An 18,327-nucleotide genomic window follows, 5' to 3' on the forward strand; every position below is an offset into this window, starting at 1 on the left:
GACGCGCAAGAGCCCACCCACGGAAGGTCTTGATCAGATGCCGGCCAGCTCCGACTCCCTCACCCCGCGCACCGCCGAGAACCGTGTCATCGAGCCGCTCTACGCGGAGATCCTGCGACGCAACCAGGGCGAGGGCGAGTTCCACCAGGCGGTGCGCGAGGTCCTCGAAACCCTGGGCCCCGTGCTGGCGAAGCGACCGGAGTTCGTCGACGCCCGCATCATCGAGCGTGTCTGCGAGCCCGAACGACAGCTCATCTTCCGGGTGCCGTGGTCGGACGACGCAGGCGACATCCACGTCAACCGCGGCTTCCGCGTCGAGTTCTCCAGCTCGCTCGGCCCGTACAAGGGCGGGCTGCGCTTCCACCCCTCCGTCAACCTCGGCATCGTGAAGTTCCTCGGCTTCGAGCAGATCTTCAAGAACGCCCTCACCGGCATGCCGATCGGCGGCGGCAAGGGCGGCGCGGACTTCGACCCCAAGGGCCGGTCCGACGCCGAGGTCATGCGGTTCTGCCAGTCGTTCATGACGGAACTCCACCGCCACCTGGGCGAGTACACCGACGTCCCCGCCGGTGACATCGGCGTCGGAGGCCGGGAGATCGGCTACCTCTTCGGCCAGTACAAGCGGATCACCAACCGCTACGAGTCCGGTGTGCTCACCGGAAAGGGCCTCGGCTGGGGAGGCGCCCAGGCACGCACCGAGGCCACCGGCTACGGCTGCGTCCTGTTCACCGCCGAAATGCTGCGCGTGCGCGGTGAGTCGCTCGACGGCCAGCGCATCGCCGTGTCCGGCTCCGGCAACGTGGCCATCTACGCCATCGAGAAGGCACAGCAGCTCGGCGCGACCGTCGTCACCTGCTCCGACTCGGGCGGCTACGTCGTGGACGAGAAGGGCATCGACCTCGCGCTGCTCAAGGAGATCAAGGAGAACGGCCGCGGTCGCATCTCCGAGTACGCCGAGCAGCGCGGCGACCACGTGCGCTACGTCGCCGGCACGGGCGTCTGGAGCGTCCCGGTGGACGTGGCCCTGCCCTGCGCCACCCAGAACGAACTCCACGAGACCGACGCGCTCGCCCTCGTACGCAACGGGGTCAAGGCGGTCGCCGAGGGCGCCAACATGCCCACCACCCCCGACGCCGTCCGCGTCTTCCAGGACGCGGGCGTCGCCTTCGCGCCCGGCAAGGCGGCCAACGCCGGCGGAGTGGCCACCAGCGCCCTGGAGATGCAGCAGAACGCCTCACGCGACTCCTGGACCTTCTCCCACACCGAGGAGCGCCTGGCGGAGATCATGCGCCACATCCACGACTCCTGCCACACGACGGCCGAGAAGTACGGCAGCCCGGGCAACTACGTGGTGGGCGCGAACATCGCGGGCTTCGAGCTCGTCGCGGACGCGATGCTGGCGCAGGGCCTGATCTGACCCCGCCGCGGCACACGGGCCCGGGGCGACGAGCCCCGGGCCTCCGCTCTGCGGAAACAGGGAGGTGTACGCAGTCATGCGTACGCTTTTCATATGGCTGACACCGTGACCGTACGTGAGGTTCGCACCCACCTGGCCGAGGTCATCGACAGGGCCGAGGCCGGGCAGACGACCGTCGTCACCCGCAACGGCAAGCGGGTCGCCGCACTCGTGCCCATAGAGGTACTCGACGCGCTGGACGCCGCAGCCGACGAGATGGCCGCGCGCGAAGCCGAGGCACACCGGCACGACCCGACGGTCGGCATGGCCGAGCTCCTCGCGGACCTGTTCGAGGGTAAAGATCCGGCCGCGTGAAATTCGCCTTTCGATTTACCGCTCACGCCCAGCGCCGGCTCCGCTCGATCGACCGGCAGGACACCCTCCGTGTTCTGACCGCCATTACGCCTCTCGGCGACGACCCATGGTCGGAGGACGCGGACGTGAAGAAGCTGACGGTCATGACGGCCTGTACCGCGTGCGCGCAGGAGACTTCCGTGTGGTGTACGAGGTGCAGGGCGAGGTTCTGGTCATCCTGGTCGTCCACCTCGGTCACAGGAGGGACGTGTACCGCAGGTTCTGACGGCGGAACACCGCAGGGGGCGCCAACTGCGCCGGAAGTGCTCCGCGCAGCCCGACTTCGCCACCAGCACCACCGCGAGGACCAGGGCGCCACCGGGTGGCCCGTCCCGTACACCGCAGCCGCGCCGCCTCCTAGGACCCGGCCTTCACGGCCAGCACCCCCACCAGAGGCAGCGGGAACCGGGCGCGGGGAGCGGCGAACGGACCCCACAGCACGACTGCCGCCCCCGGCAGGCCGATGCCCAGCACCACCGACGCCGCCACGCCCTCAAACGGCTGACCGCCCTCGCGGCAACCGCCGTTCTGCCGACAGCAGATCCGCCCGGCGCGGAAGGGTTTCCCCTCCCGCGCCGGGCGCTTCCTTCCTACGCTTGGACGATGAGCAGCCACGCGCCGAACCACGCCCGCGTCATTCCTCTGCGTCCCGCTCCCGCCGCCAAGGAGCCTCTCTGGCGGGACGTCGTCGGTGATGTCCTGCGCCGCGAGCGCAACGCCCAGGAGCGGACGCTCAAGGACGTGGCCGAGGACGCCCGGATCTCCGTGCCGTACCTCTCCGAGATCGAGCGCGGCCGCAAGGAGGCGTCGTCCGAGGTGCTCGCGGCGGCTGCCCGCTCGCTCGGGCTCGGGCTGACCGACGTGCTGTCCCTGGCCCAGCGGGAGCTGGCCGGGCAGGAGCCCGCCCGGCAGAGCCGGAGCGCGCCCGCCCGGACCACGATGGGTGAGGTGCGGCTGGCCGCCTGACCGGCGGCCGGCACCCGGCTACTTCACCGTGACCGCGTCACCGGTGGAGACGGCCTTCATGGTCGTCGTCGTACCGAGGAACGCCCAGCGCCGACTGCCCGCCGCGGAGGCCCGCGCTTCGACCTGCCCCGGAGCGACGTGGGCCCCGTGTCCGGCAGCTGCCGGACACGGGGCCCACGTCATCGCGCGACGCCTCGGATCACGCGCCGGGAGCCGGCGCGATGCCCGTCGGGCAGGCGCGGCCCCAGTTGGTCTCCGAGGGGGACTCCAGGGTGGCGCCCGTCCCGCCGATGCCGCAGTAGCCGTCGGGGTTCTTGTCGAGGTACTGCTGGTGATACGCCTCGGCGGGCCAGAAGGTGCGGCCCTCCGCCGGGAGGATCTCCGTGGTGATCTGCTTGAAGCCGGCGCCCGTCAGCACCTGCTGGTAGGCCTCGCGGGACGCCTCCGCGGCCTCCGCCTGCTCGGGGGAGTGCGTGTAGAGGGCCGAGCGGTACTGCGTACCCACGTCGTTGCCCTGGCGGAAGCCCTGGGTCGGGTTGTGGGACTCCCAGAAGAGCTTCAGCAGATCCGCGTAGCTCACGACCTTCGGGTCGAAGACGACGCGCACGGCCTCCGTGTGGCCGGTCAGACCCGAGCAGGTCTCCTCGTACGAGGGATTCTCGGTGTAGCCGCCCTGGTAGCCGACGAGCGTCGTCCAGACGCCCTCCGTCTGCCAGAACTTACGCTCGGCGCCCCAGAAACAGCCCAGCGCGAAGTCGGCGACCTCCAGGCCCTGCGGATACGGGCCGGTCAGCGGGTTGCCGAGGACCGTGTGGCGGGACGGCACCGTGAATTCGGGGGTGGGGCGACCGCGCAGGGCCTCCTCCGGGGTGGGGAGCTGCGGGGTGCGGTGGGTCAGGAACATGCGGGGGCTCCTCCGGGGGTCGGGGTTCGCTCCGTACAACGCCGCGGGGGCGCCGTGGATTCCGGGGCCTCAGGCCGCGGGGGCCTGGGGATCGCGACGCTCGTCACCCTCGCGGTCCCCGCCCGTCCGCGACTCGTAGGAGGCCATGTAGGCGGCGGTCTTCCTGCGCGCCCGCAGCCAGAACCAGACGGCGAGGGCGAATAGGATCAGCGGGATCAGTCGTGCCATGGGTGTGCCGGTCCAATCCGGAGGGGGCGGGTGTGCCGGGTCAGTGGGGCAGCGTCGCGGGGCTGCCGCCGTTCGCCTCGTACCCCGCGACGGCCAGGGCCCTGTACACGGTGTACTCGGCGGCCGGGTCCGGGTTCTGGGTCCAGGGCAGCGCGCCCACGTGGCCGTCGATGTGGACGAGCTGGTGCATCGCCTCCGACCAGCGTTCCATGCGGACCAGGAAGAGGACCAGCAGGTGCCGGACGTGGGCGAGCATCGGGTCGTCCGCGCGTGCCGAGTGCACCGCGAACATCGCGCCCTCGACCGCCTTCGTCACGACGACACCGCGGTAGAAGCCCTGCACCAGATTGACCTCGGGGAGGTGCTCGTACACCGCGAACAGCGGCAGTGCGGCGAGCAGCGAGCCCTGCGGGGCGCGGGCGGCGGCCGTCGTCGCGAAGCGGTCGGCCTCCTCGCGGGAGCCGTGCCACTTCTCGCACCAGAAGTGCAGGGCCGCGATGTGGGCGCCCATGTGCGCGGGGGCGCGGTCGATGATCTTCACCCAGAGCTGGTCGAACTGCTCGTGGGAGTAGCCCAGTCCGCGCGCGACGGCCAGTTCCACGATGTACGGGACGGGGTCGCCCGGGGCGAGCAGGGCCGCCTCGCCGCAGACCGTACGGGCCTCCTCCAGGATGATCCGGAAGTCGTCCGTGCCCACGGTGCCGGTGCGCCACGCCTGCTGCACCAGGAACTCCGCGTGCACCGCGGCGGCGCCCGCGTCCTTCGGGGCCTCGGCCCGCCACGACCTGAGCCACGCCCCGCCCGTCCCGGGCCGCCGGGCCAGTTCGAGGGAGGCGGCACCGGCGAACGCCTGGACCCGCTGCCAGCGGATCTCGCTCTCCTTGGGCGTACCCGCCAGCAGCTGGGAGGCGGCCCGCCAGCTCCCGGTGCTCTGGACGACATCGAGGACGTCCAGGAGGTCCTGGTCGGGCCCCGGCATCCGGATGTCCAGCTCCTCCTGGCGTGCGAAGCCGTACGTGTCCGGGTCCGCGGCATCGGGCGAACCGGGCGCCACCTGGCGGATACCGCCACGGCGGCGCAGCATGAGCGGGCCGACGACGGCCACGAGCATGCACAGGGCGAGCAGGAACCAGAGAATCTCCATGCGGTCCATTGTCCCCGGACGGGTATCCGGGCGGCGAGTGGCCTGTAACCGCACTCCCGACGAACTACGCTCGGGCCCCATGAGCGACCAGCACAGCTTCGAGACCCTTGCGATCCACGCCGGCAACACGGCGGATCCCCTCACCGGCGCCGTGGTCCCGCCGATCTACCAGGTGTCCACGTACAAGCAGGACGGCGTCGGCGGACTGCGCGGCGGTTACGAGTACAGCCGCAGCGCCAACCCCACCCGCACCGCACTGGAGGAGAACCTGGCGGCGCTGGAGGGCGGCCGCCGCGGCCTCGCCTTCGCGTCGGGCCTCGCCGCGGAGGACTGCCTCCTGCGTACGCTGCTGACCCCCGGCGACCACGTGGTCATCCCGAACGACGCCTACGGCGGCACGTTCCGGCTGTTCGCCAAGGTCGCCTCGCGCTGGGGCGTGGAGTTCTCGGTCGCCGACACCTCGGACGTGACCGCGGTGCGGGCGGCGCTCACGCCGCGTACCAAGGCGATCTGGGTGGAGACGCCCTCGAACCCGCTGCTCGGCATCACCGACATCGCGGCCGTCGCCGGGGTGGCCCGGCAGGCCGGCGTGCGGCTGGTCGTCGACAACACCTTCGCGAGCCCGTACCTCCAGCAGCCGCTCGCGCTCGGCGCCGATGTCGTGGTGCACTCCACCACGAAGTACATGGGCGGCCACTCGGACGTCGTCGGCGGCGCGCTCGTCGTCGGCGACCCGGAGCTCGCCGAGGAGCTGGCGTACCACCAGAACGCGATGGGCGCGGTCGCCGGACCGTTCGACGCGTGGCTGGTGCTGCGGGGCATCAAGACGCTCGCGGTCCGCATGGACCGCCACGACGAGAACGCCACCAAGGCCGCCGACCTGCTGACCCGGCACCCGAAGGTGACCCAGGTCCTCTACCCGGGGCTGCCGGAGCACCCGGGCCACGAGGTCGCCGCCAAGCAGATGAAGGCGTTCGGCGGGATGGTGTCGTTCCGCGTCGCGGGCGGCGAGGAGGCGGCGGTCGAGGTCTGCAACCGCGCGAAGCTCTTCACCCTCGGTGAGTCGCTCGGTGGTGTGGAGTCGCTGATCGAGCACCCCGGCCGGATGACGCACGCGTCCACCGCCGGCTCCCTGCTGGAGGTCCCGGCCGACCTGGTCCGGCTGTCCGTCGGCATCGAGAACGCCGACGACCTGCTGGCCGACCTGACGCAGGCCCTCGGCTGACAGCCGGGACCGTCCGGCGGCCGACGGGCGTACGTCCACCGGCCGCACAGCCGTGAACCGGCGGCCGGGACAGCCCGTCCCCGCCGCCGGACGGGGTGCCCCCGACGGTCAGACAGCGACCTTCTCGTCCTCCAGGGAGGCACGGATCTGCTCGCGCATCTCCGGGCCGTCCGTGTGCTCGTGGACCGAGACGGCGTGCTCGGCGGCGGCGCGGACGACTTCGTCCTCCTCACCGGAAATGGTGAGTGTGCAGTTCGAGACGCTCGGATACTTACGGCAGTCGGCGACCTTGCGTGTCATGGCGGGCCTCCTCGACTCGCGAGTGCAGGCCCTTCCAGCGTAGATCCGATGACGCGGATCGGACCGGGAGAGCCCGGTCAGCCCTCCTGCGCCGGCTGGCTCGTCGCCTGCCTGGCCGCCAGCGACCCGTTGAACCGGGTCAGCAGGGCGCAGAAGGTGTCGCGCTCCTCCTCGGTCCAGCCGTCGGTCACCTGGGACATCAGCTCACGCCGTGAGGCGCGGACCTCCTCCAGACGGGCCTGGCCGCGCGGCGACAGCTGCAGCACGACGGCGCGCCCGTCCTCCGGATGCGAGGTGCGCTTGACCAGTCCGGTGTCGACGAGCGGCGCGACCTGCCGGGTCACGGTCGAGGAGTCGATCCCCATACCCGCGGCCAGCGCCTTGACGCCCATGGGGCCTTCCACGTCGAGCCGGTTGAGCAGCAGGTAGGCCGCCCGGTCCATCGAGTTGCGGACCTGGCCGACACCGCCGAGACGGGTCTGCTCGGCACGGCGGGCGAAGACCGCCACCTGGTGCTGGAGAGAGTCGAGCAGGTGGTCCGTTCCCGGATGTCCGGGGGGCGCGCCCCCGGAAGGAGACGCAGCAGTCGTCATGTCCTGAGGGGGCATGGCCGGGGGCTCTCTTCGTGCGAGTGTCGGATGGGTGGGGGACAGAGTACGCGGCCACGGGGCAACGTGTACCAGCGCTGCACAAACCTGTGGACACCACCGCAGGCCGCCATGAGATGCGACGGCCCCGACCGCTCCGAGCTGCAAGACTTGCTGTCATGACCTTCCGTACGTCAGGCCCCTTTCCTCCGCTGATCCTCGACGACATCCGAGGGGCGCAGAAGATGCTGTCCGGGGTGGCCAGAACGACCGGTATGGAGGGCAGCCGCCACCTCACCTCCCTCGTCGGAGCACCGGTCCACTTCAAGTGCGAGAACCTGCAGCGCACCGGATCGTTCAAACTGCGTGGCGCGTACGTACGGATCGCGGGGCTCAGCCCCGTCGAACGGGCGGCCGGAGTCGTGGCCGCGAGTGCCGGAAACCATGCGCAGGGTGTCGCACTCGCCTCTTCGCTGCTCGGCGTACGCTCCACGGTCTTCATGCCCGTCGGCGCGCCCCTGCCGAAGGTCGCGGCGACCCGGGAGTACGGGGCCGAGGTCCGGCTGCAGGGGCAGGTCGTCGACGAGACGCTCGCCGCCGCCCAGGAGTACGCCGAGGAGACCGGCGCCGTCTTCATCCACCCCTTCGACCACCCGGACATCATCGCGGGGCAGGGCACCGTGGGCCTGGAGATCCTCGAACAGTGCCCCGAGGTCCGCACGATCGTCGTCGGTATCGGCGGGGGCGGGCTCGCCGCGGGGATCGCGGTCGCGGTGAAGGCGCTGCGCCCCGACGTCCGTGTCGTGGGGGTCCAGGCGGCGGGTGCGGCCGCCTTCCCGCCCTCGCTGTCCGCAGGGCATCCGGTGGCGCTCGGCTCGGTGCAGACCATGGCCGACGGGATCAAGGTGGGACGGCCCGGCGACCTCACGTTCCCGCTGGTCCAGGAGCTGGTGGATGAGGTCCGCACCGTCTCCGAGGACGAGCTCTCCAGTGCGCTGCTGCTGTGCCTGGAGCGGGCCAAGATGGTCGTCGAGCCCGCCGGAGCGAGCCCCGTCGCGGCGCTGCTGAGCGATCCCGAGTCCTTCCGAGGGCCCGTCGTCGCCGTGCTGTCGGGCGGCAATGTGGACCCCCTGCTGATGCAGCGGATCCTGACGCACGGCATGGTCGCGGCGGGCCGCTACCTCAGCCTGCGGCTGCGGCTCACCGACCGCCCTGGGGCGCTGGCCGCGATGCTCGCCACGCTGTCCGTCGCCGACGCCAACGTGCTCGACATCAGCCACGTACGGACCGATCCCCGGCTCGGACTCACCGAGGCGGAAGTGGAACTCCACCTGGAGACCAAGGGACCGGAGCACTGCGCGGAGGTCGCCTCGGCGCTGCGCGCCGCAGGATACCTGGTGAGGACCTGAGCGGCGGGGTCCCTCCCAAACCTGTTGTGGGTCGCGATGTATCGCGTTACCGTGCATCGCCGAACACTCCGGTGTTCCCGGCTCCGAGGGTTCGCGAACTCTACGATCCGCTCAGGAATTCACGCGAAAGCAACTGGGGGAATCACGTATGCCAGGCGCCATTTACGCCGAAGGTCTGGTGAAGACCTTCGGCGATGTACGAGCACTGGACGGCGTCGACCTCGACGTACCCGAAGGCACCGTCCTCGGCCTGCTGGGACCCAACGGCGCGGGTAAGACCACCGCCGTACGTGTCCTGACCACCCTGCTCCAGCCGGACAGTGGCAAGGCTGTCGTGGCGGGCATCGACGTCCTGAAGGATCCCGACGCGGTCCGCCGATCGATCGGTCTCTCCGGCCAGTTCGCGGCCGTCGACGAATACCTCACGGGCCGCGAGAACCTCCAGATGGTCGGGCAGCTCTACCAGATGAGCTCGCGCGACGCGAAGAAGCGGGCCGGGGAGCTCCTGGAGAAGTTCAACCTCGCCGACGCGGCCGACCGCACCGCGAAGACGTACTCCGGAGGCATGCGCCGGCGACTCGACCTGGCGGCGGCGCTCGTCGTCTCGCCCCCGGTGATGTTCATGGACGAGCCCACCACCGGGCTGGACCCGCGGAACCGGCAGCAGCTGTGGGAGGTCATCGAGGAACTCGTCGCGGGCGGTACGACGCTGCTGCTGACCACGCAGTATCTGGAGGAGGCCGACCACCTCGCCCATGACATCTGCGTCATCGACCACGGCAAGGTCATCGCCCGCGGCACCTCCGACCATCTCAAGGCCCGTACGGGCGGCGAGCGCGTCGAGGTCGTGGTGCACCAGCCCGACCAGATCGGGCCCGCCCGTTCGGTGCTCGCCACGTACGGCAAGGGCGAGATCTCCGTCGCCGAGCACACCCGCAAGCTGACCGTCCCGGTCACCGGCGGGGCGAAACTGCTCGCGGAGGTCATCCGAGACCTCGACACCCACGGTGTGGAGATCGACGACATCGGCCTGCGCCGCCCCACCCTCGACGACGTCTTCATCTCGCTCACCGGCCACGCGGCCCAGCTGGAGCAGAACGGCGAGAACGCTTCGACCGAGGCCGCAGAGGGCCGGAAGGAGGACGGGCAGTGAGTGCCGTCACGGACACGACGAACCAGGCACCGCTCAAGTCGCGCGGGGTGATCAGCCGCTCGGTGGCCGACTCCCTGGTGATCACGCGCCGCAACCTGATCCGTATGAGCCGGATTCCGGAGATGCTGCTCTTCGGGGTCATCCAGCCGGTCATGTTCGTGGTGCTGTTCACGTACGTCTTCGGCGGCTCGATCAGCATCGGCGGCTCCACCGACCCGCAGCTGTACAAAGAGTTCCTGATGGCCGGGATCTTCGCGCAGACCGTCACCTTCGCCACCGCGGGTGCCGGTGCGGGCATCGCGGACGACATGCACAAGGGGCTGATCGACCGTTTCAGGTCGCTGCCCATGGCGCGGGGCGCCGTCCTCACCGGGCGGACACTCGCCGACCTCGTCCAGACCACTTTCACCCTCGTGGTGCTCGCGGGGGTCGCCCTGGTCGTCGGCTGGCGTACCCACGAGAACATCGGCAAGGTGCTCTGCGGCTTCCTGCTCCTGCTCCTGCTCGGCTACGCGTTCTCCTGGATCGGAGCCCTGATCGGCCTGTCCGTGCGGACCCCGGAGGCGGCCACCTCCGGGGGGCTGATCTGGCTGTTCCCCCTGACGTTCATCTCGAACGCCTTCGTGCCGGTCACCGGCATGCCGACGTTCCTTCAGCACGTCGCCGAGTGGAACCCTTTCAGCGCCACCGTGGCCGGTGCCCGTGAGCTCTTCGGGAACACGATGCCGGGCGTGCCGAAGTCGGTCACTGGTGCGTGGCCGATGGAGCACCCGATCTGGGCCTCGATCATCTGGTCCATCCTGATCGTCCTGGTCTTCCGCACGCTGGCGGTCCGCAAGTACCGCCAGGCGGCCGTCTGACGGCTGCGTCCTGCTGACGGCGGCTCATGCCGAGCCGTGTGCGTTCCCGAGTCCCCGACAGGCGTGCCCTGTCGGGGACTCGGACATCACCTCACGCCCGGATGTACTGGTCGGCCCAGGCGCTGATGATGTGGGCGGCTCGCTGCGCCTGTCCTCGTGCGGTCAGGAAATGGTCTGCTTCCTCGAGTGCGACGAAGCTTCGCGGGTGCCGTGCCTCGCGGAAGATCTCTCCGGCGTTGTCGATGTCGACGGTGGAGTCGGTGGGCGAATGCATGACGAGGAGCGGCAGATTCAACTCGCTCAGCCGATCGCGCAGGTGAGCCCGGCGGACGTCTTCGACGAAGGCGCGCTTGAGGACCAGGGTCCGCCCGCCGACGAACCACTCGTGCGCCCCGTCGCTGAGGACGCGGTCCATGACCGCGTCGTACTGGCGCTCGACGTGGCTGGGGTCGATGGGCGCCCCGATGGTGGCGAGCGCGCGGACGCCGGTCGCCTCGGCCGCTGCGGCGAGGACAGCGGCGCCTCCCCACGAGTGCCCCACCAGCAGCTCCACCGGAGTTCCCCGCTCCGCCATCAGGTCCATCGCACGGAGCGTGTCCTGGACCTTGATGGTGAAGGAACCGTCTCCCCAGTCGCCGTCGGAGCCGCCGATCCCGAGGTTGTCGTAGCGCAGCATCCCGATCCCCTCGCGTGCCAGCTGCTTGCTGACGCGCGAGGCGGCGGGTGAGTCCTTGCCGAGGGTGAACCCGTGCACGAAGAGCCCCCAGCCCCGGACCTCACCCTCGGGATGGTCGATCACTCCGGCCAGGTCAGGGCCGACGACGCTCTGGAATCTCACTTTTTCGGCCATTCGTGCTCACCTCGGGTCTTTCGTCGGATAGGCAGGGCGACACCGGCCGGGTCAGACGACCGGCTTCTGCTCGGAGGCCGATTTCGTGGTGAGCAGTGCGGTGAGTTCCTCGGCGAGGTGCGGGCCGAGCTCGCCCCAGCCGCTCTTGTAGCCGTAGACACTGAGCAGGGTGCGGGCGTCGTAGTCGCCGTTCATTATCTCGACGTCGGTGGCTGTGATGAGTGCCGGGTGGGCGACGCCGACGGCCGCCGAGATCTTCATCAGCTCCCTGCGCAGGGTGCGCAGGTAGGCAGCCGCCCGGATGGCCTTCGAGGCCGGGTCGATGCCACGGGCCAGCCTGGGGTTCTGGGTGGCGACGCCGGTGGGGCACTTGTCGGTGTGGCACTTCTGCGCCTGGATGCAGCCGATGGACAGCATCGCCTCACGCGCCACGTTGATCATGTCGGCACCCAGGGCGAAGGCGACCGCGGCGTTCTCGGGCAGGCCGAGCTTGCCGGAGGCGATGAAGGTCAGGTCGTCGGTCAGCCCCAGCTCGGCGAAGGTGCCGTAGACCCGGGAGAAACCCATCCGGAACGGCAGCGACACCGAGTCGGCGAAGGTCAGCGGCGCCGCCCCGGTGCCGCCCTCGCCGCCGTCGACGGTCACGAAGTCGACACCACGGTCACCACGCGCCATCAGCTGGGCCAGCTCCTGCCAGAAGTCCATCTCGCCGACCGCGCTCTTGACCCCGACCGGCAGACCGGTCTCGGTGGCGATCAGTTCGACGAAGTCGAGCATCGAGTCGACGTCGCTGAACGCGGTGTGCCGCGAGGGCGAGGCGCAGTCCTGGCCGAGCGGGATACCGCGGATCCCGGCGATCTCCGGGGTCACCTTCGAGCCCGGCAGCATCCCGCCCAGCCCTGGCTTGGCGCCCTGGGAGAGCTTGATCTCTATCGCCTTGACCGGGGCGCCGGCGACGACGTCCTTGAGCTTGTCGATGCTGAAGGTGCCGTCCTCGTTGCGGCAGCCGAAGTACGCCGTACCGATCTGCAGGACGAGGTCGCCGCCGTTGCGGTGGTACGGCGAGAGGCCGCCCTCTCCGGTGTTCTGCAGCGTGCCCGCCAGCGCCGCCCCCTTGTTGAGCGCCGTGACCGCCGCACCGGAGAGCGATCCGAAGCTCATCGCCGAGATGTTCACCACGCTCGCCGGCCGGAACGCCCGGGCGCGCCCACGCGGCCCGCCCAGCACCTTGGCCGAAGGCAGCGGGGCCTGCGGGTCGTGCACGTCGGGCAGCGCACCGGCGAACGTGCGCTGCTTCAGGTACGCGTGCCCCTGCATGTGCTCGACGTCGTTGTCGGTTCCGAACCCGAAGTAGTTGTTCTCCTCCTTCGCCGACGCGTAGATCCACGTGCGCTGGTCGCGGCTGAACGGGCGCTCCTCGTCGTTGGAGGTCACGATGTACTGCCGCAGTTCCGGCCCGATCGTCTCCAGCAGGTAGCGGGCGTGCCCGACCACCGGGAAGTTCCGGAGCAGTGCGTGCTTCTTCTGGACGAGGTCGCGGGCTGCCACCAGCGCTACTGCTGTCGCGGTGGCCGCTGCGATGCTCCGGGCGCGCATGAACGTTCCTCTTTTCGATGCTCGGCTCTGTCGCCGCGCGTTGGACGTGGTGTCAGGCGTTGGGCGGCGGGCACGACCAAGCGGGCGTCAGCGTCCGTCGGAGAACACGGTTTCTCATACTAGGAGCCCGCTCGGACCGGCCTGTGACCAGGCTTGCCAACTGGTGCTTGCCGGTTCACGGCGTCGATGTGTGCGGGCCGGCGCAAACCTCCGCCTCCGCCAGGTAGCGCGCCACCGGGCCCAGGGTCAGCATCCCGCTCGCGGCGCCGGCGTCCTCCGCACGGGCGTCGCGCAGGGCGGCCACAGCCCGTGCGGCGGCCCCGCGCTCGCCGAGGCGGGCGGCGGCGTGGGCGGTCAGGCACCACAGCGCCTCCTGCATGTGGTCACACGGGGGGTCGGGCACCGTGGCGAGGGCCGCACGGGCCTCCTCGGCCCGGTCCTGGGCGAGCAGCACGAGAGGGCGTGCCCAGGGTCCGTACGGGCCCCAGTCGAGGCGCGGGTCGGTGGGCGCGGGCCGGTCGTGCAGCAGGCGCAGCCCCAGGAGGGCGAGCGGGAAGAGACCGCGGTGCAGCCCCGGCATACCGGCCGTCCGGAGGGCGTCCTCCGCAGCGCGGTAGTGCGCCGCGGCCTCGGCGGCGGTCGGTCCGCCGGGTTCGGCACTGAGGGCGGCCGTGGCCCGGGCGCGGAACCACCTGGTGAGGACGGGGACGAGGGGGGCCTCGGTCGTGGCGGCGAGCTGTTCGGCCGCGTCGGCGTGCGAGGCCGCGGCGTCGAGATCGCCGAGGGCCGAGGCGGACTGCAGGCGTACGAGCCGGCCGAGCACGGCGAAGTCCGGCAGCGCGTGGCGGGTGGCCAGGCCGAGGATCTCGGCGCCGGTCCTGTCCCGTACGGGGGCGAGACCGGGGCTGGAGAAGGACTGCAGGAACACTCCGTTGAGGGCGAACGCCAGCAGGGCGGGATCGGCCTGCTGCCGTGCCAGCGTCTCGGCCCGCCGCGCCGCCTGATGGGCGCGCTCCAGCCCGGGCCGGGACAGATCCGCGCTGCGGCTCTCGACGGCGACCGTGGCCAGGAGGCGGGCGACCAGGTCGGCGGGGCCGTCGGGGCCGAGCGCGGCGAGCGTGCGCTCGGCAGCCGCGACGACGGCGAGGGACTGCTCGGGGTCGTCGGCCCGGCTCCAGATGGCGGGCACGTCGTAGGCGCCGATGATCCGGGCGGTCAGGGTGAGGTCCCCGGTGCGTTCCGCCGCCCGGACGGCGGCGAGCCGGTCGCGCCGGGAGTGGACGAGGGCCTCGCCGCCCGCCAGCGCGAGGGTGCGGGCCAGGTCCACGGTGGTGCGCGGGCCGAGCCGGACCCCGTGGCCGGTCCAGGGGGCAGGCGCGGCTTCCAGAGGCTCGTACCCGTTGAGGATGTCCGTCTCCAGCCGCCGGAGGCCGGCGCCGGGGTCGAGCCCCAGCTGACCGACGAGCATGGCGCGGGCGCGACGGAGGGTGGCGAGCGCGTCGGCCTGGCGGCCCGCCCGGTGGAGCGCCCGGGCCAGCAGCCCCCAGGCCGGCTCGCGCCACGGATGTTCGGCGACAAGGGCGCCCAGTCCGGCGACGAGAGCGGCCCCCTCCCCGGAGTCGAGGAGGATGTGGGCACGCAGCTCCACCCCTTCGAGCCTCAGCTCCTCCAGCCGGGTCCGTTCGCGCTGTGCCCATACGGAGCCCGTCACATCGGCGTAGGCGGGGCCGCGCCAGGCCGCGAGTGCCGCGCCGAGGTCGGTCACCGCGTCGGGGCTGTGCCGGGCGCGGGCCAGGGTGTCCTCGAACCGGTGGACGTCCACGTCCTCGCGCGGCAGGCGCAGCGCGTAGCCGGGGCCCTCGGTGACGAGGACGCGCGGGGGATCGCGGGGCGGCCGGCCGGGTTCGACGGCGCGGCGCAGCGCGGCGACGAACGTACGCAGAGCGCCCACGGCCCGGGCCGGCGGGTCGGTCCACAGGTCGTCGACCAGGGTGTCGGTGGTGACCATCCGTCCCTCGGCGGCCACGAGCCGGGCGAGCACCTCACGATGGCGGGGCCCGCCCAGGGCGACCGGGCTCCCGTCGTCGTGGAAGGCCCGCACGGCACCGAGCGCGTCGATTCGCATGCACCCATCCTCCGTGCCGGGGGCGGCCGCGCCCAACCGTACTGATCGGCTGCTGATCGCCGTCGCCCACGCTGGTCCGGTCAGCCCCCGACCCGACAGGACGGTCCCTCATGACGCTCCCCCTTCCCGGCTTCGACGACATACGCCTCCCCGGTGCGGACGGGGTGGAGCTGGCTGCCGCTGTCGGCGGCAGCGGCACCCCGGTCGTGCTGCTGCACGGCTTCCCCCAGACCCGCCTGATGTGGCGGCACGTCGCCGAGCGGCTCGCCGAAGAGCACACGGTCATCTGTCCCGACCTGCGGGGCTACGGCGCCGGCGACAAGCCGGAGGCCACCAGCCCCGACGTCTATGCCAAGCGCACCATGGCCGCCGACGTCGTCGCCCTGGCGGCGGCGCTCGGCCACGAGCGCTTCGCTCTCGTCGGCCACGACCGGGGCGCGCTGGTCGCCTTCCGGGCGGGGCTGGACCACCCGGAGACCGTCACGCACCTGGGCATCCTCGACGTCGTGCCGACGCTCGACATGTGGAACGTCCTGCACGGCGTCCCGGCGGCGGTCGGCTACCACCTCTTCCTCATGGCGCAGCCGCCCGGCCTGCCGGAGACGATGATCGCCAACAGTGCGGACGCGTTCTTCGGCTCGTTCCTCGACGCCTGGGCCGCCGACCCGGCCGCCATGCCGGAGGAGGTGCGTGCCGAGTACCTGCGGGCGAGCGGCGCGGCGGTGACGTCGATCGTCGCCGACTACCGGGCCTCCGCGGGCATCGACGTCACACACGACCAGGCGGACCTGGACGCCGGGTCGCAGCTGGCCATGCCCGTGACGGTCATCCAGCAGGACTGGGGCGCGCAGCTGGGGTTCGACGCCGCCGGGGTGTGGAAGGCGTGGGCGCCGGACCTGGACCACAGGCTGACCAGGGCGGGGCACTTCATGGCCGAGGAGGCGCCCGACGAGATCGCGGCGGCGATCCGGGACCTGCTGGCCCGCTGAGCCCGCGAGCCCGGCCTGATCCGGACGCAGGGCCATGGCCCGCCGGCCCCGGGCACGTACGGAGCCCCGGCCGCACTCGCGGCCGGGGCTCCGTACGTGTGTGGGGGGTCAGCCCTGGTAGGGCTTCGCCGAGACGATCTTCACCGTGGCCTTCTTGCCGTTCGGGAGCTCGTACTCCGCGTCGTCACCGACCCGCTTGCCGTTCACGCCCGTGCCGAGCGGGGACTGCGGGGAGTAGGTCTCGATGTCGGTGCTGGCGTACTCGCGGGAGGCGAGCAGGAAGGTGACCGTGTCGTCCGGGTCGCCGTCGAAGGCGATGGTCACGACCATGCCGGGCTCGACCACGCCGTCGTCGGCAGGGGCTTCGCCGACCTTCGCGTGCTCCAGGAGCTGGGTCAGCTGACGGACCCGGAGCTCCATCTTGCCCTGCTCCTCCTTGGCCGCGTGGTACCCGCCGTTCTCGCGGAGGTCACCCTCCTCGCGGGCCGCCGCGATCTTGACGGAGATCTCCGTGCGCGCGGGACCAGACAGGTACTCCAGCTCCGCCTTCAGCTGGTTGTACGCCTCCGGCGTGAGCCAGGTGACGTTATCGCTGGTCTGGGTCACAGGGTGCTCCTCGTCGGTGCTGGGAATACAAAGCAACGCCCTACCCCAAGCATGCGCTGCCACGGGTGGGCGAAACAACGAGCCTAACAATTCCGCGCGAAAAGGGGGAGAAGGTAAATCGTCACACGCCCATCCGTGCAGGTCGGCACCGGAGCGCGGGCATCACGGACGGCGCGCGCCCCGGGGGTGCCGATCAGCCGGCGGCGCACCCCTTGAGTTCCACCGCCGTGGCCCTGGAGGTGGTGCGCAGGGAGACGACCTCGTCGATCCGCTCGGAGCGCTCGTCGAACCGGAAGTCCGCCCGGCCGACCTCGCCGCCGTCCTCGCTCAGGGCGCGGAGCGTGCAGTGTCCGTCGGTGTCCCGGTCCTTGCGGACCTCCAGGTGGGCCTCGGCACGGCTGTCCGAGACGATCTTGGACTTGATGAGCTCGGCGCTGACGTCCTGACCGGCCACGTAGTCGTAACCGAACCAGCCGATCATGGCGAGGAAGAGCACGCCCAGCACCGAGCCGGTGATCTTCAGCTTGCGGTCCGCGCGCTGATCCTGCGACCGGCCGTAGCGCCCCTCGGGCAAGGCCTCGCGCACCGCTGCCATGATCGTTCCTCCCGTGCCGGGGATCGAGGAATTTTCCACCCCCCGGTTCAGTCACTATAGAAGCCGACCACCGCGACCAATCACTGAGGACCGAGTCTTGACCGAGCAGCTGAGACTGATGGCCGTGCACGCCCACCCCGACGACGAGTCGAGCAAGGGCGCGGCCACCATGGCCAAGTACGTGTCCGAGGGGGTGGACGTCCTGGTCGTCACCTGCACAGGGGGCGAACGGGGATCCATCCTCAACCCGAAGCTCCAGGGGGACGCGTACATCGAGGCGAACATCCACGAGGTGCGCAAGAAGGAGATGGACGAGGCCCGGGAGATCCTCGGCGTCAAGCAGGAGTGGCTCGGCTTCGTCGACTCGGGTCTGCCCGAGGGCGACCCGCTGCCCCCGCTGCCCGAGGGCTGCTTCGCACTGGAGGACGACGAGACGGCGGCGGGGCGTCTCGTCGCGAAGATCCGCGCGTTCCGGCCGCAGGTGATCACCACCTACGACGAGAACGGCGGGTACCCGCACCCCGACCACATCAAGACCCACACGATCTCGATGATCGCGTTCGAGGCCGCGGGGGACACCGAGAGGTTCCCCGAGGCGGAGTTCGGCCCGGCCTGGCAGCCGCAGAAGCTCTACTACAACCAGGGCTTCAACAAGCCGCGCACGCTCGCCCTGCACGAGGCGCTGCTCGCCCGTGGGCTGGAGTCCCCGTACGCCGACTGGCTGGAGCGCTGGAAGGAGTTCGAGCGCGCCGAGCGCACGCTGACCACGCACGTCCCGTGCGACGACTTCTTCGAGATCCGCGACAAGGCGCTGATCGCGCACGCGACGCAGATCGATCCGGACGGCGGCTGGTTCCGGGTGCCGATGGACATCCAGCGGGAGGTCTGGCCGACCGAGGAGTACGAGCTCGCCAAGTCTCTGGTCGATACCTCCCTCCCCGAGAGCGACCTCTTCGCGGGCATCCGCGACAATGCCTGAT

Annotated in this window: 21 protein-coding genes and 1 pseudogene; 10 read left to right on the forward strand and 12 right to left on the reverse strand. The window is 71.1% G+C overall.

Features of this window, described 5'->3' with window-relative positions:
* Nucleotides 1–37: 37 nt before the first annotated feature.
* The 3 genes and pseudogenes from gdhA (at nucleotide 38) to ACIQM3_RS03425 (ending at nucleotide 2,036) form a co-directional block, all read left to right on the forward strand.
* Entirely contained in the window at nucleotides 38–1,417 is a 1,380-nt protein-coding gene (gene gdhA / locus ACIQM3_RS03415) for an NADP-specific glutamate dehydrogenase (protein WP_401618118.1), read from the forward strand.
* Between the two features lie 93 nt (nucleotides 1,418–1,510).
* Nucleotides 1,511–1,771, forward strand: coding sequence for a type II toxin-antitoxin system Phd/YefM family antitoxin (locus tag ACIQM3_RS03420; protein ID WP_401618120.1), 261 nt, complete (start codon nucleotides 1,511–1,513; stop codon nucleotides 1,769–1,771).
* A pseudogene (locus ACIQM3_RS03425) lies at nucleotides 1,768–2,036 on the forward strand (type II toxin-antitoxin system RelE/ParE family toxin). The gene ACIQM3_RS03420 and the pseudogene ACIQM3_RS03425 overlap by 4 nt, the downstream one beginning before the upstream one ends.
* A 131-nt stretch (nucleotides 2,037–2,167) precedes the next feature.
* Here the strand turns inward: ACIQM3_RS03425 and ACIQM3_RS03430 are convergent.
* Nucleotides 2,168–2,299, reverse strand: coding sequence for a DUF2568 domain-containing protein (locus tag ACIQM3_RS03430; RefSeq protein ID WP_401618123.1), 132 nt, complete (start codon nucleotides 2,297–2,299; stop codon nucleotides 2,168–2,170).
* A 114-nt stretch (nucleotides 2,300–2,413) separates the two neighbouring features.
* Here ACIQM3_RS03430 and ACIQM3_RS03435 point away from each other — a divergent pair, with 114 nt between their 5' ends.
* Complete coding sequence (locus ACIQM3_RS03435) at nucleotides 2,414–2,776, forward strand: helix-turn-helix domain-containing protein (protein ID WP_401618126.1); 363 nt, start codon at nucleotides 2,414–2,416, stop codon at nucleotides 2,774–2,776.
* A gap of 18 nt (nucleotides 2,777–2,794) precedes the next feature.
* Here the strand turns inward: ACIQM3_RS03435 and ACIQM3_RS03440 are convergent, their stop codons facing one another.
* From ACIQM3_RS03440 to ACIQM3_RS03455, 4 genes are all read right to left on the reverse strand, one after another.
* Complete coding sequence (locus tag ACIQM3_RS03440; protein ID WP_401618129.1) at nucleotides 2,795–2,959, reverse strand: hypothetical protein; 165 nt, start codon at nucleotides 2,957–2,959, stop codon at nucleotides 2,795–2,797.
* Between the two features lie 16 nt (nucleotides 2,960–2,975).
* Nucleotides 2,976–3,680, reverse strand: coding sequence for a peptide-methionine (S)-S-oxide reductase MsrA (msrA, locus tag ACIQM3_RS03445; RefSeq protein ID WP_362940682.1), 705 nt, complete (start codon nucleotides 3,678–3,680; stop codon nucleotides 2,976–2,978).
* A 69-nt stretch (nucleotides 3,681–3,749) separates the two neighbouring features.
* Nucleotides 3,750–3,908: a hypothetical protein gene (locus tag ACIQM3_RS03450; RefSeq protein WP_401618131.1), complete on the reverse strand. Its 159-nt coding sequence runs from the start codon at nucleotides 3,906–3,908 to the stop codon at nucleotides 3,750–3,752.
* Nucleotides 3,909–3,948: 40 nt separating this feature from the next.
* Nucleotides 3,949–5,052, reverse strand: a complete 1,104-nt coding sequence (locus tag ACIQM3_RS03455) for a hypothetical protein (protein WP_401618134.1) — start codon at nucleotides 5,050–5,052, stop codon at nucleotides 3,949–3,951.
* 79 nt (nucleotides 5,053–5,131) lie between these two features.
* Here ACIQM3_RS03455 and ACIQM3_RS03460 point away from each other — a divergent pair, with 79 nt between their 5' ends.
* Nucleotides 5,132–6,277, forward strand: a complete 1,146-nt coding sequence (locus tag ACIQM3_RS03460) for a cystathionine gamma-synthase (RefSeq protein WP_401618137.1) — start codon at nucleotides 5,132–5,134, stop codon at nucleotides 6,275–6,277.
* Between the two features lie 108 nt (nucleotides 6,278–6,385).
* Here the strand turns inward: ACIQM3_RS03460 and ACIQM3_RS03465 are convergent, their stop codons facing one another.
* Together ACIQM3_RS03465 and ACIQM3_RS03470 are read right to left on the reverse strand one after the other, a co-directional pair.
* A complete protein-coding gene (locus ACIQM3_RS03465) occupies nucleotides 6,386–6,577 on the reverse strand; it encodes a DUF1059 domain-containing protein (protein ID WP_401618140.1) in 192 nt (63 codons plus the stop codon).
* Nucleotides 6,578–6,654: 77 nt separating this feature from the next.
* Nucleotides 6,655–7,185 carry a MarR family winged helix-turn-helix transcriptional regulator gene (locus ACIQM3_RS03470; RefSeq protein ID WP_401618143.1) on the reverse strand — a complete coding sequence of 177 codons (531 nt, stop codon included), beginning with the start codon at nucleotides 7,183–7,185 and terminating at the stop codon, nucleotides 6,655–6,657.
* Between the two features lie 158 nt (nucleotides 7,186–7,343).
* On the opposite strand from ACIQM3_RS03470, the gene ilvA reads away from it, so the two are divergent.
* From ilvA to ACIQM3_RS03485, 3 genes are all read left to right on the forward strand, one after another.
* Entirely contained in the window at nucleotides 7,344–8,573 is a 1,230-nt protein-coding gene (ilvA, locus tag ACIQM3_RS03475; RefSeq protein ID WP_401618146.1) for a threonine ammonia-lyase, read from the forward strand.
* A gap of 148 nt (nucleotides 8,574–8,721) precedes the next feature.
* Nucleotides 8,722–9,726, forward strand: coding sequence for an ATP-binding cassette domain-containing protein (locus tag ACIQM3_RS03480; protein WP_401618149.1), 1,005 nt, complete (start codon nucleotides 8,722–8,724; stop codon nucleotides 9,724–9,726).
* Between the two features lie 47 nt (nucleotides 9,727–9,773).
* Entirely contained in the window at nucleotides 9,774–10,586 is an 813-nt protein-coding gene (locus ACIQM3_RS03485; RefSeq protein WP_401619967.1) for an ABC transporter permease, read from the forward strand.
* Nucleotides 10,587–10,677: 91 nt separating this feature from the next.
* On the opposite strand, the gene ACIQM3_RS03490 is transcribed toward ACIQM3_RS03485, so the two are convergent.
* The 3 genes from ACIQM3_RS03490 to ACIQM3_RS03500 all read right to left on the reverse strand — a co-directional run bounded on the left by ACIQM3_RS03490 (nucleotide 10,678) and on the right by ACIQM3_RS03500 (nucleotide 15,157).
* Nucleotides 10,678–11,436 (reverse strand): alpha/beta hydrolase family protein, encoded by a 759-nt coding sequence (locus tag ACIQM3_RS03490; RefSeq protein WP_401618151.1) that lies wholly within the window; start codon nucleotides 11,434–11,436, stop codon nucleotides 10,678–10,680.
* 51 nt (nucleotides 11,437–11,487) lie between these two features.
* Nucleotides 11,488–13,032 carry an FMN-binding glutamate synthase family protein gene (locus ACIQM3_RS03495; protein WP_401618153.1) on the reverse strand — a complete coding sequence of 515 codons (1,545 nt, stop codon included), beginning with the start codon at nucleotides 13,030–13,032 and terminating at the stop codon, nucleotides 11,488–11,490.
* Nucleotides 13,033–13,207: 175 nt separating this feature from the next.
* Complete coding sequence (locus tag ACIQM3_RS03500; protein WP_401618156.1) at nucleotides 13,208–15,157, reverse strand: BTAD domain-containing putative transcriptional regulator; 1,950 nt, start codon at nucleotides 15,155–15,157, stop codon at nucleotides 13,208–13,210.
* A gap of 110 nt (nucleotides 15,158–15,267) precedes the next feature.
* Between ACIQM3_RS03500 and ACIQM3_RS03505 the strand changes: the two genes are divergently transcribed.
* The gene (locus tag ACIQM3_RS03505; protein ID WP_401618159.1) at nucleotides 15,268–16,146 is read left to right on the forward strand and encodes an alpha/beta fold hydrolase; all 879 of its coding nucleotides are present in this window, start codon (nucleotides 15,268–15,270) and stop codon (nucleotides 16,144–16,146) included.
* A 108-nt stretch (nucleotides 16,147–16,254) separates the two neighbouring features.
* Here the strand turns inward: ACIQM3_RS03505 and greA are convergent, their stop codons facing one another.
* On the reverse strand, nucleotides 16,255–16,752 hold the full coding sequence (gene greA / locus ACIQM3_RS03510; protein ID WP_033297886.1) for a transcription elongation factor GreA: 498 nt from the start codon (nucleotides 16,750–16,752) through the stop codon (nucleotides 16,255–16,257).
* A gap of 193 nt (nucleotides 16,753–16,945) precedes the next feature.
* A complete protein-coding gene (locus ACIQM3_RS03515) occupies nucleotides 16,946–17,347 on the reverse strand; it encodes a DUF4307 domain-containing protein (protein ID WP_401618163.1) in 402 nt (133 codons plus the stop codon).
* A 97-nt stretch (nucleotides 17,348–17,444) separates the two neighbouring features.
* Here ACIQM3_RS03515 and mca point away from each other — a divergent pair, with 97 nt between their 5' ends.
* Complete coding sequence (gene mca / locus ACIQM3_RS03520; RefSeq protein WP_401618166.1) at nucleotides 17,445–18,326, forward strand: mycothiol conjugate amidase Mca; 882 nt, start codon at nucleotides 17,445–17,447, stop codon at nucleotides 18,324–18,326.
* The last annotated feature ends 1 nt before the right edge of the window (nucleotide 18,327 follow it).

The organism is Streptomyces sp. NPDC091271, assembly GCF_044757505.1.
Lineage (GTDB): Bacteria > Actinomycetota > Actinomycetes > Streptomycetales > Streptomycetaceae > Streptomyces.